The organism is Streptomyces sp. NPDC001816 (assembly GCF_042892235.1).
Lineage (GTDB): Bacteria > Actinomycetota > Actinomycetes > Streptomycetales > Streptomycetaceae > Streptomyces.
This window is the reverse complement of record NZ_JBIATY010000006.1, coordinates 1-24,350: the sequence shown is the minus strand read 5'-3', so window position 1 is coordinate 24,350 and position 24,350 is coordinate 1. Positions and strand designations below refer to the sequence as shown.

The following is a 24,350-nucleotide window of genomic DNA, read 5'->3' as shown; positions in this document are numbered from 1 at the left end:
TATGCTTGAGACACAACGACGCGGGGTGGAGCAGCTCGGTAGCTCGCTGGGCTCATAACCCAGAGGTCGCAGGTTCAAATCCTGTCCCCGCTACTGAAGGCTCAGGGCCGGAATCCAGCAATGGATTCCGGCCCTGAGTGTTTCCCGGCTCCTTCGTGGACGGCCGAGGCAGTTCTGCGGCAGAACGCCGAGTGGCATACGTCACAGTCTGTCATCCGCTCGGTCCACAGCGGTCGCCCGCCCTCCCCGCTCCCGCCACGCTGGACGCAGGTCAAGGACACGGGAGAAGAGCAGTGCGCCCTGGTGAGCTGGAGGAGAGCCCGTACGCCAGGGCCGGCAGCCGACTCCCGCGCGACCGCGCCCCGAACCCCGGCCCCGGCTCGGACCGCGCGCCCCTGCCGTCGGGCCGGCGCCGCGGCCGCCACCCCACCCCGCGCGCCCTGGCCCGCGCCCTGCCCGCCCTCCTGGTCGCCGCGGGGATCGGGTACGACCTGCTCACGCCGCGCGCCTTCACCGCCGTGCCCTTCTTCACGGCCGCCCCGCTGATCGCCGCGCCCCTGTCCTCGCTGCGCACCACGCTGCTCACCGGACTCGCCGCCCTGGTCGCCACCGTCGTCGTCACCACCCGGACCGGTCCCCCCACGGACGTGCACACGATCACCGAGATCGTCACCGTGGCCACGGTCGCCGTGCTGGCCGCCGCCATCAACCGCGTCCTGCGCCTCGGCGACCAGCGGCTCGCCTCCGCCCGGGAGATCGCCGAGGCCGCCCAGCGAGCCGTCGTGCCCGAACCGGACGACCGCATCGCCGGCTTCGACATCGCGGCCCGGTACGAGGCGGCACAGGAGGACGCCTTCATCGGCGGCGACCTGTACGCGGTGCAGGACAGCCCGCACGGCGTACGGCTGGTCGTCGGGGACGTACGCGGCAAGGGCATGGACGCGGTCGCCGCCGTCGCAGTGGTCATCGGGGCGTTCCGGGAGGCCGCCGAGCAGGAGACCACGCTGGAGGCGGTGGCCGCGCGGCTGGAGCGGGCGCTGGCCCGCGAGGGCACCCGGCGGGACGGGACCGACGCCTTCGAGGGCTTCACCACCGCCGTCCTCGCCGAACTCCCGCACGGCGGCAGCGGCGGCAGTGACGACGGCGTCGTCCGGATCGTCAACCGCGGCCACCCGCCACCGCTGCTCCTGCACGACGACGGCACCCTGCGCACCCTGGCCGCGCACGAACCCGCGCTGCCGCTCGGCATGGCCGACCTCGGCCGGTGGCCCGACCGCGCGACCGAGTCCGGCTTCCCGAGCGGCGCCACCCTGCTGCTCTACACCGACGGCCTGTCCGAGGCCCGTGACGCCCACGGCCGCTTCTACGACCCCCTTCGCCGGCTCGCCGGACGCCGCTTCCCCGACCCCCGCGCGCTGCTCGGCCGCCTCGCCGCGGAGGTGCGCCGGCACTCCGGGGGCGGGATGACGGACGACATGGCGCTGCTGGCCGTACGGCGGCCCTGACGACCCGCCAGTGTCACCCAAGGTGATCGGACGGAAGCCCTCCGCATAACATCTGAGACACCATCAAAACTGCCGAGACTCCTGGACGCCGGTCAACTCGCCCGTTTTCCACCGGTCCTGACGCCTACGTCCGCCCCGAAAAACGTTAATGATCAAGCAGAACGGCTTGGAATCTGACGTCCGGGTCTATTAACGTTCGATAACGCAGCGCGGTCGTCCCAGCCGTCACAAGAGGCGGCTCCGTGCGCACGCGCCGAATCCCGCAAGGGAACCGGGGAACCACCACCTTGGGGTGAATCACGCGGATGCCGCCGTGGAAGCACGGCAGGTATACGCGCGTAGGAGACCTTCCTGCTCCGAACCCGTCAGCTAACCCGGTAGGCGGAGGAAGGAAAGGAGTGCGCCTTCGTGGCGTCCAACCGGCCTGCCCCAGAAGCCCCGTTCATGCCGAGCGAGACCGAGACCTTCGGTTACTTCGGCGCTCAGAGCACCGACGAGGGCCCCTGGGAGGAGTGGAACCCCACCGAGGAGTCCATCCGGCCGGTACGCGGTCGGCACCGCGTGGGCAAGCAGCGCGGCGGCGGACTCGCCCGCAGCTCCACGGTCCTCGGCGTCGGTGTCATCGCCGCCGTCGGCGCGGGCGGCATGGCCAGCGCCCACACCGGCAAGCCGCCGGTCTCCATCTCCATGCCGGACCTGGACTCCGTCAGCTCCCTGTTCGACGACGGCTCCTCCTCCGACGCGCCCAAGGCCACCACGGCCTCGCTGACCAACGTCGGCACGACCGACGCCGCAAGCGACCAGAGCGACGCGGGCGAGGCCCTGCGCAACCGGATCATGGCCCAGGCCGAGCAGCAGCAGAGCAAGGCCGACAGCAAGGCCACCGCGATAGCGGCGGCCACCGCCGAGAAGCAGGCCGCCGACGCGGCCGCCAAGGCGCAGAAGGAAGCCGCAGCCAAGGCCGCCGAGGCCAAGAAGGCGGCGGAGGCCGCGGCCAAGAAGAAGGCCGAGGAAGAGCGCCTGGCCGCGCTGGCCAAGCAGTACAAGCTGCCGGTCGTCTCGTACACGATCACCGGCACCTTCGGCCAGCCCGGATCGATGTGGTCCTCCGGCTACCACACCGGCCTCGACTTCGCCGCGCCCACCGGCACCCTCATCAAGGCCATCCACAGCGGCACCATCACTCAGGCGGGCTGGGCCGGCGCCTACGGCTACCGCACCGTCCTCACCCTGGACGACGGCACCGAGCTGTGGTTCTGCCACCAGTCCTCGATCGGCGTCTCCGTCGGGCAGAAGGTCAGCACCGGCGACGTCATCGGCCGTGTCGGCGCCACCGGCAACGTCACCGGCCCGCACCTCCACCTGGAGGTCCACCCGGGCGGCCAGGCAACCGGCATCGACCCGATGGCGTGGCTGCGCGACAAGGGCCTCGCCCCCTGACACGTCCTTCTCCTGCGGGAACTCGGCACCGGCAGCGGAATGCGATCATTCACCGCCGGTGTTGTCGTAGAGCATGACTTCCCTGCGCACACTCGGCTCATCCGACCTTCAGGTCTTCCCCCTGGCCCTCGGCGGCAACGTCTTCGGCTGGACCGCCGACGAGGAGACCTCCTTCGCCGTCCTCGACGCCTACACGGCCGCCGGCGGCAACTTCGTCGACACCGCCGACTCCTACTCGGCGTGGATCGAGGGCCACAAGGGCGGGGAGTCCGAGACGATCATCGGCAGGTGGCTGAAGGCCCGCGGCAACCGCTCCGACGTCGTCATCGCGACCAAGGTCAGCCAGCACCCCCAGTACCAGGGCCTGACCGCGGCCAACATCAAGGCGGCCGCCGACGCCTCCCTGCGCCGCCTGGACACCGACCACATCGACCTCTATTACACGCACTTCGACAAGCCCGAGGTGCCCGTCGAGGAGATCATCGGTGCACTCGACGAGCTGGTGAAGGCGGGCAAGGTCCGGCACATCGCCGCCTCGAACATCTCGCCGGAGCGCCTCCAGGCCTCCCTGGACTTCTCCGAGCGCGAGGGCCTGGCCCGGTACGTCGCCCTCCAGCCCCACTACAACCTGGTCTCCCGCGACACCTACGAAGGCCCGCTGCAGGACCTCGCCGCCCGTGAAGGCCTCGCGGCGGTCCCGTACTTCGCCCTCGCCTCCGGTTTCCTCACCGGGAAGTACCGCCCCGGTACGACGGTCGAGAGCGCCCGCGCCGGTTCGGCCGCGAGGCACCTGGAGTCCGAGCGCGGCCAGAAGGTCCTCACGGCCCTGGACGAGATCGCCGCCGCCCACGAGGCCCCCGTCGCCACGGTCGCCCTCGCCTGGCTGGCCGCCCAGCCGACGGTGACGGCCCCGATCTCGTCGGCGCGGACGGTGGAGCAGCTGCCGGCGCTGCTGGGGGTGGGGGAGCTGCAGCTGACCACGGAGGAAGTGGACCGCTTGACCCAGGCTTCCGCCTGACCTCTCCGATTCCGCCGCGCCGGCGCTCAACTACGGCGGCGTGAACCGGCGGTGCCGGACTCTCCGCAACCCGAGGGTCTACGACCGATAGGGGTTGTACAGAGGCTGCGGCATCGCCGGATGGCCGTATGCCCCCCAGAACACCGGCGCGGGAGCGGAAGCCCGAGCCGCGTACTCCAGGGCCGGCCGGGCGACGCCCCTGCGCCGCCACAGCTCGGCGAGCAACTCCTGCTCCCGTACGACGAAGTCGGCCCCGGCCCGCCCCCGCCGCCCCCGCTGCCGCAGGAACGCCAGCGAGGTGGCGTACGCCTCGTACTGCGCCACGGCCCGGGCCGCGGGCCGCCCTCCGAAGTGCTGCCGGGCGTGGTCCCGGGCCATCCGCCGCGCCCGCATCGACCCGAGCACGAACGGCTCGGCCGGCCCCAGCCACCCGGCGTACACATACGCCGGCAGCTCCTCCCGCACGGTCCGCAGCTCCCGCTGCCGCGTCCAGATCGCGAGCCATGTCAGCAGCCCGAAGGCGGGCAGCATGAAGGCGCCGTAGACGGCGAAGAACCCGAACTCGCCGAAGGCCGAGGAGCCGTTCCAGAAGGCGTGCATGCTCATCGCGAGCAGCAGCCCGCCGAGCGGAACCAGGACGCGCCGGGCGTGCTGCCGTTCCGAGGAGAGCGCGGCGATCCCGAAGCCGATGCCGGTGAGCACGGTGAACAGGGGATGCGCGAACGGGGACATCACGATGCGCACGAAGAAGGTGGCGGCAGTGACGGAGGCGATGCCGCGGTCACCGGTGAGCTGGTCGGTCCCGAAGGCCGTGCCCAGGTAGAGGATGTTCTCGGTGAACGCGAACCCGGTGGCGGTGACCCCGGCTATCACGACACCGTCGACGATCCCGGTGAAGTCGCGTCTGCGGAAGAGGAAGACCAGCAGCACGGACGCTGCCTTGGCGGACTCCTCCACTATGGGCGCGATCACGGTCGCGCCGAGGGTGTCGGCGCCGGCGGGGTCGGCGGTCGAGGTGGCGATCCACTTCGTGGCGAAACTGTTGGCGACGATGGCGATCAGCGCCGCCGCGCAGGCGCCCCAGGCGAACGCGAAGACCAGATTCCGCCAGGGGCCCGGTTCGACCCGGTCCAGCCACCGGAAGGCGGCTATCAGCCAGGGTACGGGCAGGACGGCGAGGCCCAGCCCGACCAGGAAGCCCTCCGTGCCGGTCTGCCGGCGCACCAGCGCGAGGATCACCAGGCCGGACAGGGCAAGCAGCGTGATCAGCGCCCCGTAACGCACCCACCGGCGCTGCCACCAGTGCGGATGCGCTCCGCTTCCGGGTCCGGGGGAGTAGGTCGGGTACGGAGGACTGATGGCCACGGCATCGACCCTAACGATGACAGGACGAAGGGGCTGCTACTGCTGCTGATGCGGTACGCGACGGAACAGCAGATCGTTCACCACATGTCCCTTGTCCAGTCCCTGTCCCTCGAAACGGGTCAGCGGCCGGAACTCGGGACGCGGCGAGAAACCGCCGTCGGCCTGGGTGTTCTCGAAGTCCGGATGCGCGGCGAGCACTTCGAGCATCTGCTCGGCGTACGGTTCCCAGTCCGTCGCGCAGTGCACGATCGCCCCGGGCTTCAGCCGGGTCGCGGCCAGCGACAGGAACTCGGGCTGGATCAGCCGCCGCTTGTGGTGCCGCTTCTTGGGCCAGGGGTCCGGGAAGTACACGCGCAGCCCGTCGAGCGAGTCGGGCCGGAGCATCTCCCGGAGCAGGATGATCGCGTCCCCGTTCCCGACCCGGACGTTGGACAGCCCGTTCTGGTCGGCGAGGTTGAGCAGGTTGCCCTGGCCCGGCGTGTGCACGTCCACGGCGAGGATGTTCGTGTCCGGGTCCCCGGCGGCCATCTGTGCGGTGGCCTCGCCCATCCCGAACCCGATCTCCAGCACGACGGGCTTGTCGTTCCCGAACAGCTCGCCGAGATCGATCACGCGCTGCCCGTCGATGTCCAGCCCCCACTTGGGCCAGAGCCGCTGCAGCGCGTCCGCCTGCCCGGCGGTCACCCGGCTGCGGCGGGGCTGGAAACTCCGGATCCGCCGCTCGAAGTGCGACCCGGCGGGATCGGCCTTGGGCCCGTCCGGAAACCGCGGCTCCCCCTTGGCCCGGCTGTGCCGAACGGACACACCGGGGACATGCGAGGACACCGGCTCGGCAGCATCGGCAGCAGCGGACCGGGGGGCTTCGGGGGCGTTGAGGGAGTCAGACACAGTGCCTCGATTTTACGGCGCCTCTCCGACCGCCCGAGCCGACCGGGGCCGGGACGGTGCCTTCTCGACCCACCGAGTCGGGTGGTGGGTGGGCATAGGCCGGGGGTCCAGGGGGCGGAGCCCCCTGGGACGGCACTACAGCGAGCCGAGCATGTCCAGCGCCCGGCGCCCAACCTCCCTGCCGATCGGCAGCGAAGCGGTAGCCGCAGGAGACGGCGCGTTCAGTACATGCACGGCCCGAGCCCCCTCCCGGATCAGGAAGTCGTCCACCAGCGTCCCGTCCCGCAGCACCGCCTGCGCCCGCACCCCGGCAGGGGCCCGCACCAGATCCGCCTCCTCCGCCGCGGGCAACAATCTCCGCACCGCCTGCAGAAACGCCCCCTTGGACACCGACCGCCGCAGCTCCCCCGCCCCGTACCGCCAATGCCGCCGGGCGATCACCCAGGACCCCGGCCACGCCACCGTCCCGGCCAGCTCCCGGGGCCGTACGACCCTCCACCCGTACCCCTCCCGGGCCAGCGCCGGCACCGCGTTGGGCCCGATGTGCACGCCCCCGTCGATCCCGCGGGTCAGATGCACGCCGAGGAAGGGGAACGCCGGATCCGGCACCGGATACACCAGCCCCCGCACCAGCTCGGGCCGTGCCAGCTCGTAGTACTCCCCCCGGAACGGCACGATCCGCACCTCGGGCTCGTCCCCGGTCAGCCGCGCCACCTCGTCGCAGTACAGCCCGGCGCAGTTCACCAGCACCCGCCCGCGCACGACGTCGCCGCCCGCGGTGAGCACGGCCACACCCCGCTCCGGCCGCCGGTCCACCCGGACGACCCGGGCCCCGTACCGGATCTCCGCCCCCGAGGCCCGCGCCAGCTGCCGGGCGACGCCCACGAAGTCGCACACCCCGGTTGTGCCGACGTGGATGGCCGCGAGTCCCCTGACCTCCGGCTCGTACTCGGCGATCTGTGCGGCGCCCAGCTCCCGCACCGGGATCCCGTTCTCCCGCCCGCGCTGGACGAGCGCGTGCAGCCGCGGCAGCTCCTCCCGCTCGGTGGCGACGATCAGCTTGCCGGTGACGGCGTGCGCGATGCCGTACTCGGCGCAGAACTTGACCATCTCGGCCGCGCCCCGCACCGCGTACCGCGCCTTGAGCGAGCCCGGCCGGTAGTAGATCCCGCTGTGGATGACCCCGCTGTTGCGCCCCGTCTGGTGCCGGGCCGGGCCCGGCTCCTTCTCCAGCACGGTCACCCGTGTCCCCGGCGCGGACCGCGTGATCGCATACGCCGTGGACAGCCCGACGATCCCACCCCCGACCACGAGCACATCACAGTCGTACGCCCCGACCCGCACCGTGCACCACCTCCCACCTCGATAGTGCACTGCGCCACTGACAGCGCCTTCAAACGCCGGAGGGGTGTCGCGCGGCTACGCCAGAGCCATCAGCAACGGCCTGGCCCGCTCCCGCAGCTCCACCACCCTCGGCTCGTCCCCGTACGGCTCCAGCCGGTGCAGAAGATCCTTCACGTACTCGGTGGTCCGAGCGGAAGAGATCCGCCCGGCCACCTCCACGGCCCGAACCCCCTGCTCGCACGCGGCATCCAGATTCCCCGACTCCAGCTCGGCGACGGCAGAGACGACGAGCCGCAGTCCGTGCGACCGCACGAACTCCTCCGTCGGCTTGGACAACGCCTGCTCGGTGAACCTCCGCACCTGCCGAGGTGCCTTCAGATCGCGGTAGCACTCCGCAGCATCAGCGGCAAAACGGTCGTATCCATAGAAACCAAGCCAAGAAGGATCGTTGTCACCCTCCCGTGACCGCTCGAGCCACCCCTCGGCGGCCTTCAGCGCAGCGCCGGCGGCCTGCGCATCGCTCGCGCGTGCATGTGCCCGCGCCTCCACCAGCCGGAAGAAACTCATCGTGCGCGCGGTCGCCAGCCCCCGGTTGCGCTCCAGGGCGGCCTGCGCCAGATCGACGCCCTCGTCGCCGAAACCCCGGTACGTCGCCTGCAGCGACATGGAGGCCAGCACATAGCCCCCGAGCGGGACGTCGGCGGCCGCGCGCGCGAGCCGCAGCGCCTGGATGTAGTACCGCTGCGCCGCCTCCTGCTGACCGGTGTCGAAGGCCATCCAGCCCGCGAGCCGGGTGAGTTCGGCGGTGGCCCCGAACAGGGCGCGGCCGACCTCGTCGGAGTACGAGCCGAGCAGCAGCGGCGCCGCCTCCACCCTCAAGCACTCCGGCACCATCGACGAACGCCAGTCGCCGCCTCCGTACTTGGAGTCCCAGCGCCTGGCGTCCTCCGCGGCCTCCCGCAGCTTCTGCACATCGCTGTGGCCGACTTTGATCGGTGCACCGGATTCTTCGGCAGAGTTCGCTTCCCGCGCGACCGAGCTGTCGGCGGGGGTTATCAGCCATCGCGAGGCAGGCGTTGCGTATGCGCTCACTGCGAACGACCCGGCGAGCGACTGCCAGATGCCCCCGGAGCCGGCCCGGCGCCCGGCGAGGTCGAGCCGGTACAGCTCAGTGGCCGACTTCACCGCCTGTCCCACGTCTCTGGGGAAGGCGAGACCCACTTCGGGTGCGGGGTCCGCGTCCGCCAGGCCTATCTCGTGGAGCGGCACCGGGCGGCCGAGCTTCTGGCCGATGGCGGCCGCGATGAGGTGCGGCGCCGCTCCCTGCGGCACCATCCCCTTCGACACCCAGCGCGCCACCGAGGTCTTGTCGTAGCGAAGCGTCAACCCGCGTTGAGCGCCAAGATCGTTGACGCGTCGCGCGAGTCCTGCATTGCTGATTCCCGCGAGGGCGAGAACGGCGCCGAGCTTTTCGTTCGGCCCGCGTTGCTCCCTGGACATGCGCCACCCCTCGACACAGACGGCTGCCGCACTGGCATAACCGTGCGGCATTCGTAAACCCAGCGTAGTTCGCCGCATCCCAAGCGTTAAGGGGCATTGTTCCGGTTGGCGGGATTGTGGTCCGTACGCGAGTGCGGCCCTGTACGCACCGTGCACACGCTGTCGCGGCGTGCCCCCGCCCGTGTGGCCGTGCGCCCGTCCGTGCGCTCTTCTCCAGCCATCGGGGGAGCGGTTCCATGGCTGTTGCGTGGGTCGGCCCGCTGTACTGGATCCAGTGGGCTGGGGGACACCGCCACCTTCATCCCCGCGGGTGGCGGACCGGTCCGGGAGGCGATGCCCGCCTCCCGGACTGTGCGCGTTCCGGCGCCGCCGGGCGCTCCGCAGGCCTGTACGGAGCGTGCTCAATTTCACGGGGCCGCCGCCGATTTGGCTGAAAATCGACCCAGCTCTCGGAGGGTGATTTCCGCTCCCACCATGGGACTTGAGGGCGCGAAGGGTGTTTTCGGGGCGCATATCGGGGGCGCATTCGCGTCGCACCCACCTGGGGCTCTGCCGTCATCCGCCGCGCGTCGTACCGGCGTTCAGCCGCCCGCCCGTCGCCCACCCGGGCGGCTTCTCCGCGGCGTCCGCGCGGCGTTACATCGGCATTCCCTCGATCGAAGGCGGCGCCACCGCCCCTCCACACCGCGTTCTTCATGGCAGCATGGGGACCCGGTTTCTGCGGTGCACTGGTTGTCCACAGGCTGTGGAGGTGTCGATGCGGTGGTTGGTGGGTTGGAGCAGCACCGCCGCGGGCGCTTCCGGAATCGGTTCCGCGGGCGCCACCGGATACGACGGCGAGACCCTGCACCCGGTCGGCTCCCAACTCCTGTGGGGCGACCCCGATCCCCTGTGGGCCGTCGGCGACTGGCGCCCGGACGAGGTGCGCGTGGTGAAGGCCGACGCGCAGAACCGGATCGCCGTCCTCGGCACCTGCGGCGCGACCGACGAGGAGCTGCGGCGCGGACTGTTCACCGCGCGCGGGGGCGCACTGCGCCATCTGACCACCTGGCCCGGCAGTTACACGGCCGTCGTCCAGGTGGGCCGGAGAATCACGGTCTGCGGCGATCTCGCGGGCGCCCGCCCGGTGTTCCACACCCCCTGGGCCGGCGGCACGGCCTACGCCACCGCCGCGCTGCCGCTCGCCGACCTCATCGAGGCCAACCTCGACTTCGGCCACCTGGCGGCCCTGCTCGCCGCCCCCGACGTACCGGCCGCCCGGCGGGACACCACCCCGTACGACGGAGTGCGGCGCATTCCTCCGGGGCATGCCCTCGTCCTGCGCGCCGGAGCGCGCGAGATCGCCGGGTACGAGCCGGTCGCCTCCCTCGCGGTGGCCGCGCCCCCGGCGGACCCCGACCAGGCCGTGGACGCCGTACGGGACGCGCTCGTCGAGGCGGTGCGCGCGCGGCTGTCGGCGCCGCGGCACGTGCCCGACCTCGACCCCGGGCCGGTGCCGGGCATGGGCCCCGCGGAGCGGCGGGCCGCGCGCGGGATGCCGGCGCCGGGCATCGGCGCCGACCTGTCCGGCGGGCCCGCCTCCGGCACGCTGGCGCTGCTGGCCGCCGGACTGCCCGGCCGGCCCGGCACACTGCTCGGCCACGGCACGGGCTCCGGGGAGCGGCTGCTCGCCGTCACCTTCAACGACCTGGCCGTCGGCGGCCGCGAGGCCGAACTGGAGCGCGCGGGAGCCCTCGCGGCCAACCCGCGGCTGCACCACGTGGTGGTGACCGGCGGCGAGGAGACCCTGCCGTACGCCGACCTCGACGGCCCCCTCACCGACGAGCCGGGCCCCTCCCTGGTCACGGCCGCCCGCCACCGCGCCCGGCTCGCCGCCGGCAGCGCCGACCACTTCACCGGCCACGGCGCCCGCCAGGTCCTGGATGCCCACCCCGCCCGCCTCGCGGACCTCCTGATGGACCGCAAACGACGCCACCTCGTACGGCCGGTCGCGGCACTCGCCCGGGCCGACGGCTCGGTGATGGTCCCCGCGCGCGTGTACGGCGCGGCCCGGCGGCTGGCGCGCACTCCGTACCGGGCCGGTCTTGAGCTGCTCGCCGAGCGGCTGATCCGGCACCGCTTCGAGGAGCCCGGGGGCGCCGTCGGCGCGTCCCTCGCTGCGCTGACCTGGGGGAGACCGGGGCCGGCGGCGCGCTGGCTGACGGGGGAGGCTCTGGCTGAAGTATCGGTTCTGCTCCAGAGCGAGGCGGAGCGCTCCTCCGGGGGCTCCGCCCAGCGCCCCGGCGAGTTCCGCGCGCGTGCCGTCCTGGCCCGCCACGCGGCCGACCTGCGCGTCCTCGAACAGGCCGCCGAGATCCGCTCCCAGCGCCTGCACGCGCCCTTCCTCGACAACCAGGTCGTCCGCGCCTGCCGCGCCCTCCCCGAGGCCCTGCGCGTCCAGCCCGGAGCCCGCTCCGCCGTCCTGCGCACGGTCCTTGAGGGCGCCGGCGTCGCGGGCCTGCCGCCCGGCTGGGGCGCCCCCTCCCACGGCTCCTCCGCGGCGGCCGCGCGCACGGGCCTGCGCGTGGCGGCGGACTCCCTCGTGGACCTCTTCTCCACCCCCCTCCTGGCCGAGGCCGGTCTGGTGGAGGCCCGGGTGGTCCGCAAGGCCCTCCGGGCGGCGGCAGAGGGCGAACCGCTCCCCCTGGACGGCCTGGCCGACCTGATCTCCCTCGAACTCTGGCTCCGCCGCCTCCTCTCCCGCCGAGGCACCTGCTGGACCGGCACACCCGCACGCGCGCGTGCTGTCCCCGCGGGCATCGCACCGCGCCGGGGCGCCCTGGGCGCGGGAGCCGCGGGTGCCGCCGGTGCCGCGGGACTGAGCGGCTAGGCCGCCGTACGACCCCGCGCGGGGAGCACGCAAACCCCCGTGCCTCCGCTCCCGCCTCCGGCGACAATGTGCCGGTGCGGTACAGAATCCTGGGCGTCACCCAGGCGGAGGACGACCAGGGAACCGTCAAGGCGGTCGGCGGCCCCCGCCTGCGCGCGCTGCTCGCCGCACTGGCGCTGCGCCCCGGGCGGGTCACCGCCCCGCAGACCCTGATCGACGAGGTCTGGGCCGACGATCCGCCCGAGGACGCCCCGGCCGCCCTCCAGGCCCTGGTGGGCCGGCTCCGCAGAGCGCTCGGCAAGGACACCGTGGGCTCGGAACCCGGCGGCTACCGCCTCGCCGCCACCGAGGACGACGTGGACCTCTTCGTCTTCGAGTCCCTGGTGCGCACGGCCAAGGCGGCTCTGGACCGTGGCGACGCCCGGACCGCGTCCCGCGACCTGGACGAGGCGCTCGCCCTGTGGCACGGACCCGCCCTCGCCGACCTCCCCGACCGCACCGCCGCCGCCCGCCCGGACGCGCTCCGCCTGGAGGCGCTCCGGGGCCGCGCCGAGACCCGCCTGCGCCTGGGCCGCGCCCAGGACGTCGTACCGGACCTGACGGAACTGACCACCGCCCACCCCTACGACGAACCCCTGCACGCGCTCCTCATCCGCGCCCTGCGCGACACCGGCCGCACCGCCGACGCCCTTGCCGCGTACGAGTCCGCCCGCCGCACCCTCGCCGACACCCTCGGCACCGACCCCGGCCCGGAACTGCAGGCCCTGCACGCCTCGTTGCTGCAGCAGGAGCTGCCCGCGGCCGCCCCCGCCCCCACCCGACCCCCGGAGCGGACGGGCAACCTGCGCCCCCGCCTGACGTCCTTCGTCGGCCGGGAACCCGAACTCGAAGCCATTCGTTCCGACTTGCACAGGGCTCGCCTGGTCACCCTCACCGGACCGGGCGGCTCGGGAAAGACCCGCCTCGCCGAGGAGGCCGCCGCAGGGCTGCCCCAGGCATGGCTGGTCGAGCTGGCCCCGCTCGACCGGCCCGAGGCGGTGCCCGGCGCCGTGGTCAGCGCCCTCGGTCTGCGCGAGACCGTGCTCCTGGCCAACGACCTGGCGACACCACAGGCCGACCCCACGGCCCTGCTGATCGAGTACTGCGCCCCGCGCAGCCAACTCCTGATCCTCGACAACTGCGAACACGTCATCGGCGCGGCCGCCGCCCTCGCCGAGACCCTCCTCACCCACTGCCCCGGGCTCACGGTCCTCGCCACCAGCCGTGAACCCCTGGGCGTCCCCGGTGAGTCGGTGCGCCCGGTCGAACCCCTCGTCCCCGAGCAGGCCCACCGCCTCTTCGCGGAGCGCGCGCAGGCCGTCCGTCCCGACGCCGACGCGGTGCTCCGCGACACCGAGGCCGTCGCGGAGATCTGCCGCCGCCTGGACGGGCTGCCGCTCGCCATCGAGCTGGCCGCGGCCCGGCTCAGACTGCTCACCCCGCGCCAGATCGCCGACCGGCTGGACGACCGCTTCCGCCTGCTCACCTCCGGAAGCCGCACGGTCCTGCCCCGCCAGCAGACCCTGCGCGCGGTCGTCGACTGGTCCTGGGACCTCCTGGACGAGCGGGAGCGGACGACGCTGCGCGAGGTGTCGGTGTTCGCCGGCGGCTGGGACCTCACGGCGGCCGAGGCCGTGTGCACCGGCCCGGCGGCGGAGCTGATCGGCGCCCTCGTGGACAAGTCCCTCGTCGTGGCAGCCCCGGACGGCCCGGACTCCTTCGGCATGCGCTACCGGATGCTGGAGACCATCCACGAGTACGCCACCGAGCGCGCCGCCGAGATCCCCGAGCTGCGCGCGACGGCCGAGCGGCGCCACCGCGCCTGGGCGCGCGCACTGGTCGAGCAGGCCGAGCCCCAGCTGCGCTCCGCGGCCCAACTGCCCTGGATCGGCCGCCTGGAGAGCGAACTCGACAACATCCGCGCGGCCCTGGACCGCGCGCTGCGCGCCGGCGACGAGGCGGAGGCGGGCGCGATCGTCCTGGCGATCGGCTGGTTCTGGTGGCTGCGCAACTACCGCCAGGAAGCCATGGAGTGGGTGCAGCTGGTGCTGCGCCTGGGCGTCGCCCGCGACACCCTGCCCGAGGGCGCGGGGCAGGCCGGTCTCGCCGCGCTGACGGAGTCGGCCGACCCGGTCGGCGCCTTCCTCGCCGCACCCGCCGGCGAGGAAGGCCACCCGCTGCGGGAGCTGCGCATGGACCTGCGGATGCTCGACCTGTTCCTGACCTCCGAGTCGAGCACGGCGACCCTCGCGGCCGACCCGCGCGCCCCGGAGTACATCGCCCGGGTGCGGGCCGGCTTCGAGCACGGCGGTCCGCAGGCCGCCCGCCTGCCCGGCATCGTCTGGCCGCTGACCGCCTACTACCTGGGCGGCCCGGCCGACGTGGCACCCGACATGGCCGCGGCCGTCGCCAACTGCCGCAGATACGGCGGGGACTGGGAGATCGGCGTCTCCCTGATGTACCGCACCCATGTGGTCGTCGACTCGCCGGGCAACCTGCGGGGCGTGGACGAGGACCTGGCGGAGCTGCGGGCGCTCAGCCGGCGCGTCGGGGACCGCTGGATGCGGGCGCAGGTGTGCAGCGCGGCCGGTGAGGCGGCCATGGCCCGCGGCAGGTTCAAGGAGGCCCGCGCCGAGTACGAGGAAGCGCTGCGGCTCGCCTACGAGGTGGGCGCCTACGCCGAGTCGCCGTTCCTCATGGCGCGGCTCGCCGAGATCGCCTACCGCTCGGGGGACCGCACCAGCGCCCTCGCCACCCTGGACGACGCCGGCACCGCCGCCGACGTGTACGGGGTGGCGGAGTCCCGGGCGTTCATCCTGATGATGCGGGCCCACATCGCCGAGAACGACGGCGACCTGGCCCGTGCGCGCGAGCTGTACGACATGACCCGCGCGGTCACGGCGGGCGGCACCCCGCCACCGCAGTTCACGGCCGCCCTGAGCACGGTCGAGGCCCTGATCACGGCAGGTGAGTCCGGTCCCGGGCCCGCCCTGCCGATCGTGGCCGCGGCGCTGCGCGAGGCGGTGGAGCGGCGCTGCGCCGAGGCGATTACGGCGGGGCTGGTCGACGTCGGCGCCGTCCTGCTGGCCAGGCTCGGCGACCTGGCCGGCGCGGTCCGGCTGTTCGCGGCCGCCGAGCACTGGCGCGCCGGCCACCCGCGCCCCGAGCCGGAGCACACCCGGGCCGAGCGGATCGACACCGCGGCCCGCACAGCACTGACCCCGGACCGCTACGCGGCCGAGCGAGCCCGGGGCGCCTCCCTCACCACGGAGGACGTCCTACGGGAACTGGCGGCACCGAAGCCCACCCGCGCCCGTGAGCCCCGCTAGCGGCAGGTGAACCGGGACTCGGCCCAGTCCGCCAGGGCGCCCCGGTCGATGACGTTGCTGTGCGGTTCCACGACGAGCCGTACGGTCCTGCGCCCGGTCAGCCCGACATGCACGGGCACGGCCGCCTCCCGGCCCTTGACCATGCCGGACTGCCACAGCCGCACCCCGTCGGCGTAGACCGAGAAGGAGACCTTGCCGAGTCCGAGAGTCATGTCGTCCACACCGGCCAGTGCGTCGTAGGCGGTGCACCGGCGGTTGAGGTCGATGGTCACGGACGACTCGCCGTGCACGGTGACACCGCGCGCGTACTGCTTGCCGGCGATCGACATGCCGTACCGCTGCCAGACCCAGCTGCTCTCGCGCAGCCGCATCTCGGGCCCGGTGCCGTCGCCGTTGACGTCGTAGCGCAGATCGCTCCACTCGTAGATGACGGGAGCCGGTGGCGGAGTGGGGGTGGGCGTGGGCGTCGGGGTCGGCTTGGGTGTGGGTGTGGGCGTGGGGGCCGGCTTCGAGGTGGGCGTGGGCGTCGGTGTCGGAACAGGCGTTGTGGGCGTCGGTGTGGCGGCCGGCTCGGGGGCCAGCGCCACCGGCACCGGAGCGGGCTTCTTCTTGCTCGGCGTGGGCGTGGGCGTGGGCGAGGGCGAGGGTGCCGAAGGCTGTGGCTGCGGCTGCTCGACGGCGGGCGGGGACGGCGCCGGCTTGGCCACCTCCTTGGTCGGGTGGCTGTCGTTCAGCAGGGACATGGCCACCACGGCGACGGCCACCGCGACCACACCGGCCGCGATCCCGGCCTTCACCGGCGCCCCGAGTCCTTCGGAGGCAGCCGCGCCACCCCCCGCACCCGAGCCACCGGAGGCCCCACCGGCAGCGGCCGCACCACCACCCGCACCCGCACCGCTGGAGGCCCCACCGATGGCGGCCGCGGCACCCGCCGCACCCACCCCGGCGCCACCGGCGATGATCCCGAGCGCCTTCGCATACCCGGCGACCCCGAACCAGCCGATGACCGCGACCGGCACCACCGCGGGGATCCCGCTCGCGACCTCCTCGATCTGCGCGGCCGCCAGCCGGCACCTGGCGCACTCGTCCAGGGGCTTGCGCAGACCCCGTTCGGCACGGATGCGCAGCTTGCGGCGGGCGTAGGTGCCGAGCTGGTCGGCGTAGCGGGAGCACTCCTCGTCGCCGACGAGCGAGGCGCTGACGTGCGCCTGCAGGTAGGCCTGCTTCAGCCCCTCGCGGGCACGGCTCGCCAGCACCCGGGTGCCGTTGGCGTCCAGCCCGAACAGGACGGCCACCTGGCTCGGCGACTCGTCCTCCACCTCGGTGTGCCACAGCACGGCCTGCCAGCGCTCGGGCAGCGAGCGGAAGGCCTGCATGGCCATGGACTGCTCGGCCTCGTGCAGGGCCCGGACATCGGCACCGAGATCCAGGGCGTCGTCGGACACCTCGGATCCGCGCGAGGCCTGCTGCGCGAACACGGCGAAGTCGTCCACGAGCTGCTCGCGCCGCGCGGACTTGCTCCAGTGCGCGGCAACGCGCCGCATGGAGGTCAGCAGATAGGCCCGTACGGAGTGTTCGGGACCCGACCCGCCGCGCACCGCCTGCAGCATGCGGGCGAAGACCTCGGCGGTGAGGTCGTCCGCGGTGTGCCCGTCGCGGCAACAGGTACGGGCATACCGGCGCACCGCATCCGCGTGCCGCCGGTACAGCTCCTCGTAGGCGGAGTCGTCGCCCGCCCGCATCCGCTCGATCAACTCACCGTCGGCGGGCGGCGTCTCCCGCGGCGGCAACCCACTCCCGCCCCGCTGAGCAGGCACGCTCTGATCCGCGGCCGTCCCGCCGCGCCCGCCCTGGCTCGGCACCTGCGGCGAGGTCAGCCCTCCGGTCTCGGAGTCACCGTCACCGCGTGACCCGTCCCACCCGTCAACGCCCATCGCGCAAAGCCCCCGACACCGGCCCAGCCCAACCCGTCACCGGCTCAGGGTGCCACATGGTCTTTCGTTCAAGTACGGCCCGTACGCCCCATCCACTCATCCGAGCGCACTTGTCACCCCCAGCGACCGAACGAAGTTGGCGTAGACGCCGCACACGAGCCACGCGTTGCCCGCCGACGGTGAATTCGCCCCAACAGGGGCCACCCGCACCCGACCGTGCAAGTCGCACGGGTGGTGCGGGTGGTGCGGGTGGGAACACAATCCCGCCGAAGGCGAAGCCGAGGCGACCGCCGCAACCCTTACGCCGGCCGAGACCGAAGCCCCTCCAGCAGAATCTCCAGCAGCCGAGCCGAAGCCGCAGCCTGCTGCGCCGGATCCGGCAACGAAGGCGCCGCCGTGGCGATCACCAGCAGCACATCCGCCACGGACACATCCGCCCGCAACTCCCCCGCGGCCCGAGCCCGCTCCACCAACTGCCCCACGACCTCGAGCAGAGCACCGGCCCCACCGTCGTCCGGGCCCGACTCCGGCACCAGCCGCAGCTCACCCGACCCCGGCTGAGACCGCTGCTGAGGCACCCGAGCCTCCTCGGCCGACCCGGCGGAACCGCCGGACCCGGCGTCGCCCTCCTCCGCGACCCCGACCCGCAGCACGTGCGGCGGCAGCAACCGCCCCGCCCCGGACGCCACAGACGTCCGCAGGAACCGGGACAGCGCCGACCACGGCTCGTCCTCCTGCCCGAGCGCGGCCCGCGCCTGCTCGGTCAGCCGCGCGGTCTCCTCCTCGGCTATCCGCCGGACCAGCACGTCCTTGCTCGGAAAGCGCCGGTACACCGTGCCGACACCGACCCGCGCCCGCCGCGCCACATCCTCCATCGGCGCGCCGTACCCCAGCTCGCCGAACACCTCACGCGCCGCACGCAGCACGTGCTCCAGATTGCGCTGTGCGTCCACCCGCAGCGGCGTCGTACGTATCCCGTCCGCGCGCCCGTTGCCCACCGCCGCGCTCACCGCCGGTCCGCCCGACGCGAGAGCGGCTGCCGACGACCAATGAGTGTCCTGAACATGCATGTGTTTCCCCCGGTTAATGACGTCTCCCCCCGGAGACTTCCCCGTCACTGAACACCGGAGTGCGCGGAACTGGCATCGGTCACGACCGGACCCGCCCGTCGCGGACCCGTATCGACCACATCCCCTACACCCCGTCGACACACGAACATAGTTGAGTGAGGGTCAATTCAGAAGGGGCAGGTTCCGCACAGTGCGCCCCCCGATCGGAGTACGGGTCATCTATGTCCCGATTCCACGCCTTCGCCCCCTGCCTCCCGCCCCCGCTGACCTGCCCGCTTTCGCCCGACCCCGACGGCGCGCCCGGCCCCGCGCACACCCGCTCGCCGGTCACACAAATTGCCGGGGCTGTGGACAAACAACAGCGCCGGGTGCGTCATGGGATGGTGAAGGAACGTGCGCGCATTCTGGTTGTCGGCGGCGGCTACGTCGGGATGTACACGGCCCTGCGCCTGCAGCAGAGGCTGAAGCAGGAGCTCAGGCGGGGTGAGGTCGACATCACCGTCGTCTCACCCGAGCCCTACATGACGTACCAGCCGTTCCTCCCCGAAGCGGCCGCCGGTTCGATCTCCCCTCGTCATGTCGTCGTACCGCTGCGCCGCGTCCTGGACCAGTGTCACGTCGTCATCGGCGAGGTGACCTCCATCGACCACGCGGTGCGCACCGCCGCCGTCGCCACCCTCGCCACCGCCGAGGAGGGCAAGGCCGCCGAACTCCTCGGCTACGACGAACTGGTCCTCGCCCCCGGCTCGATCTCCCGCACGCTGCCCATCCCCGGCCTCGCGGAGCACGGCATCGGCTTCAAGACCGTCGAAGAGGCCATCGGCCTGCGCAACCACGTCATCGAGCAGATGGACATCGCCTCCTCCACCCGCGACCCCGCGATCCGCGACGCCGCCCTCACCTTCGTCTTCGTCGGCGGCGGCTTCGCAGGAGTCGAGGCACTCGGCGAACTCGAGGACATGGCCCGCTACACCGCGCGCTACTACCACAACCTCCGCCCCGAGGACATGAAGTGGATCCTCGTGGAGGCCTCCGACCGCATCCTCCCCGAGGTCGGCGAGGAGATGGGCCGCTACACCATCACCGAGCTGCGCCGCCGCAACATCCAGGTCCTGCTCGACACCCGCCTGGAATCCTGCGCCGACCGCGTCGCCGTCCTCAGCGACGGCCAGCGCTTCCCGACCCGTACGGTCGTGTGGACCGCCGGCGTCAAACCGCACCCGCTGCTCGCCGCCACCGACCTGCCGCTGGGCGGCCGCGGCCGCCTCAAGTGCACCGCCGAACTGACCGTCGACGGCGCCCCGCACGCCTGGGCCGCGGGCGACGCCGCCGCCGTCCCCGACGTCACCGCCGCCGAACCCGGCACCGACACCGCCCCCAACGCCCAGCACGCGGTCCGCCAGGCCAGGGTCCTCGGCGACAACATCGTCCACGCGCTGCGCGGCGAACCCCTGGAGACGTACGCGCACAAGTACGTCGGCTCCGTAGCCTCCCTCGGATTCCACCAGGGCGTCGCCCAGTTCTACGGGCGCAAGCTGAAGGGCTACCCTGCCTGGTTCATGCACCGCCTCTACCACCTCAGCAGGGTGCCCACCTTCAACCGAAAGGCCCGCGTGCTGGCGGAATGGACCCTGGCCGGGCTCTTCAAACGGGAGATCGTCTCGCTCGGTTCGCTCGAACATCCCCGAGCGGAGTTCGAACTCGCGGCCGGTGGAAAGCCTCCTCACAGCCCCTCGGACAACCCGAAGGGGTCGTCCTGACCGGACTCAGGAACTACCCGGCCCACCCCGGCGTCTGACGGATATCGCCGCGGACGGTCACCTGCCAGACTGCCCCACGTCCTCGGACGGGCACCTGCCCGCCCTCAGCACCCACGAGGCTTTCCCCACTGTGAACTTCACGCGCTGGAGCGCCCGGCTCCCCGGAACGCAGCGCCGCGCCGCAGCGCGGACCGAGACCGCGGTCTCCCCGGACCGGCGGGGGGAAGGCTCCGTGCCCGCGGCCCGGGCCGGACAACCGGCCGACGGGGCACCATCCGTACCCGCCGTGGACGAACTGCCCGCGCGCGACGTTCTCGACCGCGTCCCGGCCCTCGTCGCCCTCCTCCATGGCCCCGACCACCGCATCGCCTACGTCAACGACGCCTACGCGGCGGCCTTCGGCGTACGACCGCTCGGCGAACCCGCCCGAGACGGCCTCCCGGAACTGGCCGAACTCGGTCTGCTCCCGCTCCTCGACCAGGTCCTGCGCAGCGGCAAGCTCCGCACGCTCAAGTCCCGCAGGGCCCTCGACGGCCGCTCCTACACGTTCACCTGCACCCCGGTCTCCGAGACCGCCGGGGACGGCGCCGTACTCGTCTTCGCCACCGACGTCACCGACCACGCCGAGGCCGCCGAGCGCCTGCGCGCCAGCGAGCGCCGCCAGCGCGAGACGGCCGTGACCCTGCAGCGCTCCCTCCTCCCCCAGGAGCTGGAGCAGCCCGACGACCTGCGCATCGCCGCCACCTACCAGCCCGGCGGCACGGAGGCCGCGGTCGGCGGCGACTGGTACGACGTGATCACCCTCGGCGGCGGCCGCACGGCCCTCGTGATCGGCGACGTCATGGGCCGAGGTGTCCGCGCCGCCGCCGTCATGGGCCAGCTCCGCACGGCCGTCCGCGCCTACGCCCGCCTCGACCTCCCGCCGCACGAGGTCCTGCAACTCCTCGACGGCCTCGCCACCGAGATCGACGCCAACCAGATCGCCACCTGCGTGTACGCCATCCACGACCCGAACGAGGGCCGCCTGGTGTACGCATCCGCCGGCCATCTGCCCATCCTGGTCCGCGACGAGAACGGCACGGTCCTGCGCGCCGACGAACCCACCGGCCCGCCCCTCGGCACCGGCGGCTGGATGCACGCCTCGGGCTCGATCGCGCTGGGCCCCGGCTCCACGGCCGTCCTCTACACGGACGGCCTGGTCGAGCGCCGCGACGAGGACCTGGACGAGGGGATCGCCTCCCTGGAGCGCGCCCTGTCCGGCGCGACCGGCACCCCCCAGGTCGTCTGCGACCGCCTGGTCCGCTCGGCCGGCGTCACCGCCGACCACGACGACGACGTAGCCGTCCTCGTCCTCCAGCACCCCGCCCGTACGGGCCCCGAGGGCGATCTCTTCCGCAACGCGGCCCTGGAACTCCTCGGCGGCGTGGAGGCGGCCCCCCGCGCCCGCGCGTTCGCCTCCGGCGTCCTGACGAGCTGGCGCTTCCCGGCCGACCTGCACGACCTGGGCGTCCTGGCGACGAGCGAACTGGTCGCCAACAGCCTCCAGCACGGCACCCCACCCATGCGACTCCGGCTCCGCCGCACCGACCGCCGCCTGATCATCGAGGTCACGGACGGCGACGACCACCTCCCCCGCCGCCGCCGCGCAGAACCGGGCGACGAGTCGGGGAGAGGGATCGCCATCGTGGCGACCATTGCCTCCAACTGGGGTTCGAGAAGAACACCAGGCGGAGGAAAGGCTGTGTGGTGCGAGTTCTTGTTGCCGAGGGGGTAGGGAGCACCCTTTTGGGAGGCGCTTAGCTGCGGGCAAGTCGTGCCGCTGGGGCGATGGGGGTCCCCCCTGCTCGAGCGAAGTCGAGAGCTTGGGGGAGGGTGGGCGCAGCGGCACCCGGCCAGCGCCGGTGAGCGGAACCCACCCCCGGCCAGCCGCAGCACCGGGTGCCCTTATGCCTCCGCGGCGACCGGCTCCGCGGCCCCACCCCGGGCCACCACCCGGCTGGTCCTCGCCGCAGCCCACGGCTGATCCTGGGCAACGGTGAGCCGCCGTCCCAGTCGCAGCGCCAGCACGGTGATGCCAAGGGAGAACAGCAGGAAGGTCACCACGTACGGGGCATGCAGCGACGCTCCGAGAGGACCGCCCACCGCCGGCCCAACAGCCAGCGCCAGCTGCTTGACCAGGGCAAACGCAGAGTTGTACTGCCCAGCCATCCCCTCCGGCGCCAGATCGGCCACCAGCGGAGCAACCGTCGGCGACAACATCGCCTCACCCAGCCCGAACAACGCGTACGTCGACACGAACGCAGCGGTCGCCATCTCCTGGCTCCCATGCCCCAGCCCCGCGTACCCCGCCGTAAGCCACGCCACGGCCCAGATGAGCCCCACACCGGCGATCACCCGAGAGCGCCGACGCCGCTCCACGAACTTCAGCACGGCGAACTGCGCGACAACGATCATCATCGTGTTCGCAGCCAGCGCCGTACCGAGCGCGGAGGTGGATATCCCCGCGGCCTCCACGCCGTACGCGGCCAGCCCCGACTCGAACTGCCCGTAGCAGGCGAAGAACAGCACGAAGCCCAGCACACACAGCTGCACCATCGCCCGGTTCCCGAGCAGCCGCTTCCAGCTGCCCTTCCTGGACGCGGCCGGCGCGTCGCCGATCCGCGGCGAGTGCGGCATCCGCACCGTCGCCATCACCACGACCAGCAGCAGGAACATCGCCGCCTCGATCGCGAACAGCAGAGTGAAGGAGGAGACCCGGGTCGCGTCGACGAGGTGACCACCGATGAGCCCACCGACGCCGAGCCCCAGGTTCTGCAGGAAGAACTGCATCGCGAACGCCCGCGACCGCGTCTCCGCCGTCGAGCAGTCCACGATCATCGTCGCCAGCGCCGGCTGCATCACGGCCTGCCCCGCCCCGAGCGCCGCGGCCGACAGCAGTACGGCGGTGGCGTTGCCCGCGAGCCCGAGGCTCAGCGCTCCCAGCGCGGCGGTGACCAGGGCTGCGAGCAGGACCGGCAGCGGGCCGCGCCGCACGATCGCCCTGCCGGCGAACGGCAGCACGATCAGCGCGGCCACGGCGAAGACGGCGAGCACGAGCCCCGCCGTCATGGCTCCGAGGCCCCGCACCTGCGCCACATAGACGTACAGGTAGGGGACCGTGAAGCCGAGCCCGAATGCGCTGAGTGCGTTGCCCACGTGGATCCGGCGCATCGCTGCGCCCATCGCCCTGGTCACGTTCACCTCTCTCACTAGTTAGGAGTGAAGACTTCAAAGCTAAAGTTCGAAGCTAAAGAGTACACACCGAAGGACTTCAAGGCAAAGTGGCTCCGTGCGATACTGCGGCCATGTCCGAGACTCCCGGCGTCACGGAGCCGACGCTCGAAGAACAGATCGCCGCCTACCAGCGCGAGTTCCAGGACCTCGACCCCCAGGTCGAGAAGATCGTGTCGGCACTGTCCCGGCTGAACCGGCGGATGAACGTCGCGTACGGCCGCCAGACCGCCGCCCTCGGTATCGGCAGCGCCGACTGGGAGGTCCTCAAGGCACTGGTCCTCTCCGGCGCCCCGTACCGGATGGGCCCCAGCGACCTCGCCAAGCGACTCGGCCTCACGCCGGCCGCCATGACCCACCGGATCGACCGCATGGTCACCGAGGGGCTGGTCACCCGGGAGCGCGACGAGTCCAACCGCGTCCGGGTCATCATCGAGCTGACCCCCGAGGGCCGGGAGAAGTGGCTGGAGGCGATGCGCCTGGCGACCGTCTTCGAGGAGGACCTGCTCCAGGACCTCACCCCTGCGGAGCGCACCGTGCTCGGCGAGGTCCTGACCAGGCTGCTCCGCCGAGTGGAACACGCCCAGCCGGACGCCGGCGGCCGCCTCAGCGACCTGGACTGAGGCACCCAGAAAAGATCTTGACAGGGGCGGTTGACACGCCCCTGCGCGATCCGTAAAGTTCTCCGGGTTGCCGCAGAGCCGTAACGGTTCTTCGACAGCACCTCCGCCGCTTCGAGCGGCACCTCACACCACCAGCACGATCTCCCGATGGGATTGATTTCGGCATGCCCGAATTCAATTCGAATAGGGACTCGGCGGCCCGATTGGGAATCGCCGGGCGGATCCGCTAAGGTTTGAGACGTCGGAACGGCCCAACGGCCGTGAAGACAAACCCCGCTGACTGGGGGTCAGACGCCGAAAGGATCTGATAGAGTCGGAAACACCGAAGGGAAGCCCGGAGGAAAGCCCGAGAGGGTGAGTACAAAGGAAGCGACCGTTCCTTGAGAACTCAACAGC

The 24,350-nt window shown here is 72.5% G+C and carries 15 protein-coding genes, 1 tRNA gene and 1 riboswitch; of the genes, 9 read left to right on the top strand and 7 right to left on the bottom strand.

What is annotated here, in order from left to right; genetic code table 11:
* Nucleotides 1-19: 19 nt before the first annotated feature.
* The 4 genes from ACFYZZ_RS21740 (at nucleotide 20) to ACFYZZ_RS21725 (ending at nucleotide 3,963) form a co-directional block, all read left to right on the top strand.
* Nucleotides 20-93: transfer RNA gene (locus ACFYZZ_RS21740), tRNA-Met, on the top strand.
* A gap of 200 nt (nucleotides 94-293) precedes the next feature.
* On the top strand, nucleotides 294-1,505 hold the full coding sequence (locus tag ACFYZZ_RS21735) for a PP2C family protein-serine/threonine phosphatase (RefSeq protein ID WP_389178324.1): 1,212 nt from the start codon (nucleotides 294-296) through the stop codon (nucleotides 1,503-1,505).
* A gap of 241 nt (nucleotides 1,506-1,746) precedes the next feature.
* Nucleotides 1,747-1,906, top strand: a riboswitch (cyclic di-AMP (ydaO/yuaA leader).
* A 7-nt stretch (nucleotides 1,907-1,913) separates the two neighbouring features.
* Nucleotides 1,914-2,945: a M23 family metallopeptidase gene (locus ACFYZZ_RS21730; protein WP_389178321.1), complete on the top strand. Its 1,032-nt coding sequence runs from the start codon at nucleotides 1,914-1,916 to the stop codon at nucleotides 2,943-2,945.
* 73 nt (nucleotides 2,946-3,018) lie between these two features.
* Nucleotides 3,019-3,963 carry an aldo/keto reductase gene (locus ACFYZZ_RS21725; protein ID WP_389178318.1) on the top strand — a complete coding sequence of 315 codons (945 nt, stop codon included), beginning with the start codon at nucleotides 3,019-3,021 and terminating at the stop codon, nucleotides 3,961-3,963.
* A 78-nt stretch (nucleotides 3,964-4,041) separates the two neighbouring features.
* On the opposite strand, the gene ACFYZZ_RS21720 is transcribed toward ACFYZZ_RS21725, so the two are convergent.
* From ACFYZZ_RS21720 to ACFYZZ_RS21705, 4 genes are all read right to left on the bottom strand, one after another.
* Nucleotides 4,042-5,328, bottom strand: a complete 1,287-nt coding sequence (locus ACFYZZ_RS21720) for a PrsW family intramembrane metalloprotease (protein ID WP_389178315.1) — start codon at nucleotides 5,326-5,328, stop codon at nucleotides 4,042-4,044.
* 36 nt (nucleotides 5,329-5,364) lie between these two features.
* Nucleotides 5,365-6,216 (bottom strand): tRNA (guanosine(46)-N7)-methyltransferase TrmB, encoded by an 852-nt coding sequence (gene trmB / locus ACFYZZ_RS21715; protein ID WP_389178312.1) that lies wholly within the window; start codon nucleotides 6,214-6,216, stop codon nucleotides 5,365-5,367.
* A 135-nt stretch (nucleotides 6,217-6,351) separates the two neighbouring features.
* Complete coding sequence (lhgO, locus tag ACFYZZ_RS21710; RefSeq protein ID WP_389178309.1) at nucleotides 6,352-7,560, bottom strand: L-2-hydroxyglutarate oxidase; 1,209 nt, start codon at nucleotides 7,558-7,560, stop codon at nucleotides 6,352-6,354.
* Nucleotides 7,561-7,635: 75 nt separating this feature from the next.
* Nucleotides 7,636-9,060: an MFS transporter gene (locus ACFYZZ_RS21705; RefSeq protein ID WP_389178306.1), complete on the bottom strand. Its 1,425-nt coding sequence runs from the start codon at nucleotides 9,058-9,060 to the stop codon at nucleotides 7,636-7,638.
* A 757-nt stretch (nucleotides 9,061-9,817) separates the two neighbouring features.
* On the opposite strand from ACFYZZ_RS21705, the gene ACFYZZ_RS21700 reads away from it, so the two are divergent.
* Nucleotides 9,818-11,929, top strand: coding sequence for an asparagine synthase-related protein (locus tag ACFYZZ_RS21700; RefSeq protein ID WP_389178303.1), 2,112 nt, complete (start codon nucleotides 9,818-9,820; stop codon nucleotides 11,927-11,929).
* Between the two features lie 74 nt (nucleotides 11,930-12,003).
* The gene (locus ACFYZZ_RS21695) at nucleotides 12,004-15,297 is read left to right on the top strand and encodes a BTAD domain-containing putative transcriptional regulator (RefSeq protein ID WP_389178301.1); all 3,294 of its coding nucleotides are present in this window, start codon (nucleotides 12,004-12,006) and stop codon (nucleotides 15,295-15,297) included.
* Here the strand turns inward: ACFYZZ_RS21695 and ACFYZZ_RS21690 are convergent.
* Together ACFYZZ_RS21690 and ACFYZZ_RS21685 are read right to left on the bottom strand one after the other, a co-directional pair.
* Entirely contained in the window at nucleotides 15,294-17,231 is a 1,938-nt protein-coding gene (locus tag ACFYZZ_RS21690) for a sigma-70 family RNA polymerase sigma factor (protein WP_389178298.1), read from the bottom strand. The genes ACFYZZ_RS21695 and ACFYZZ_RS21690 overlap by 4 nt on opposite strands.
* Nucleotides 17,232-17,530: 299 nt before the next feature.
* On the bottom strand, nucleotides 17,531-18,301 hold the full coding sequence (locus tag ACFYZZ_RS21685; protein ID WP_389178295.1) for a TetR/AcrR family transcriptional regulator: 771 nt from the start codon (nucleotides 18,299-18,301) through the stop codon (nucleotides 17,531-17,533).
* 380 nt (nucleotides 18,302-18,681) lie between these two features.
* Here ACFYZZ_RS21685 and ACFYZZ_RS21680 point away from each other — a divergent pair, with 380 nt between their 5' ends.
* Both ACFYZZ_RS21680 and ACFYZZ_RS21675 read left to right on the top strand, forming a co-directional pair.
* Entirely contained in the window at nucleotides 18,682-20,061 is a 1,380-nt protein-coding gene (locus ACFYZZ_RS21680; protein WP_389178292.1) for an NAD(P)/FAD-dependent oxidoreductase, read from the top strand.
* Between the two features lie 130 nt (nucleotides 20,062-20,191).
* A complete protein-coding gene (locus ACFYZZ_RS21675) occupies nucleotides 20,192-21,835 on the top strand; it encodes a SpoIIE family protein phosphatase (RefSeq protein WP_389178289.1) in 1,644 nt (547 codons plus the stop codon).
* Between the two features lie 170 nt (nucleotides 21,836-22,005).
* On the opposite strand, the gene ACFYZZ_RS21670 is transcribed toward ACFYZZ_RS21675, so the two are convergent.
* Nucleotides 22,006-23,295: an MFS transporter gene (locus ACFYZZ_RS21670; protein WP_389178285.1), complete on the bottom strand. Its 1,290-nt coding sequence runs from the start codon at nucleotides 23,293-23,295 to the stop codon at nucleotides 22,006-22,008.
* A gap of 110 nt (nucleotides 23,296-23,405) precedes the next feature.
* Here ACFYZZ_RS21670 and ACFYZZ_RS21665 point away from each other — a divergent pair, with 110 nt between their 5' ends.
* Nucleotides 23,406-23,954, top strand: a complete 549-nt coding sequence (locus tag ACFYZZ_RS21665) for a MarR family winged helix-turn-helix transcriptional regulator (RefSeq protein WP_386580518.1) — start codon at nucleotides 23,406-23,408, stop codon at nucleotides 23,952-23,954.
* Nucleotides 23,955-24,350 lie beyond the last annotated feature (396 nt).

Coding starts and splice junctions, on each gene's coding strand:
- ACFYZZ_RS21725 (WP_389178318.1), top strand. CDS start 3,019: ATGACTTCCCTGCGCACACTCGGCTCATCCGACCTTCAGGTCTTCCCC.
- ACFYZZ_RS21705 (WP_389178306.1), bottom strand. CDS start 9,060: ATGTCCAGGGAGCAACGCGGGCCGAACGAAAAGCTCGGCGCCGTTCTC.
- ACFYZZ_RS21700 (WP_389178303.1), top strand. CDS start 9,818: ATGCGGTGGTTGGTGGGTTGGAGCAGCACCGCCGCGGGCGCTTCCGGA.
- ACFYZZ_RS21690 (WP_389178298.1), bottom strand. CDS start 17,231: ATGGGCGTTGACGGGTGGGACGGGTCACGCGGTGACGGTGACTCCGAG.
- ACFYZZ_RS21685 (WP_389178295.1), bottom strand. CDS start 18,301: ATGCATGTTCAGGACACTCATTGGTCGTCGGCAGCCGCTCTCGCGTCG.
- ACFYZZ_RS21680 (WP_389178292.1), top strand. CDS start 18,682: ATGGTGAAGGAACGTGCGCGCATTCTGGTTGTCGGCGGCGGCTACGTC.
- ACFYZZ_RS21665 (WP_386580518.1), top strand. CDS start 23,406: ATGTCCGAGACTCCCGGCGTCACGGAGCCGACGCTCGAAGAACAGATC.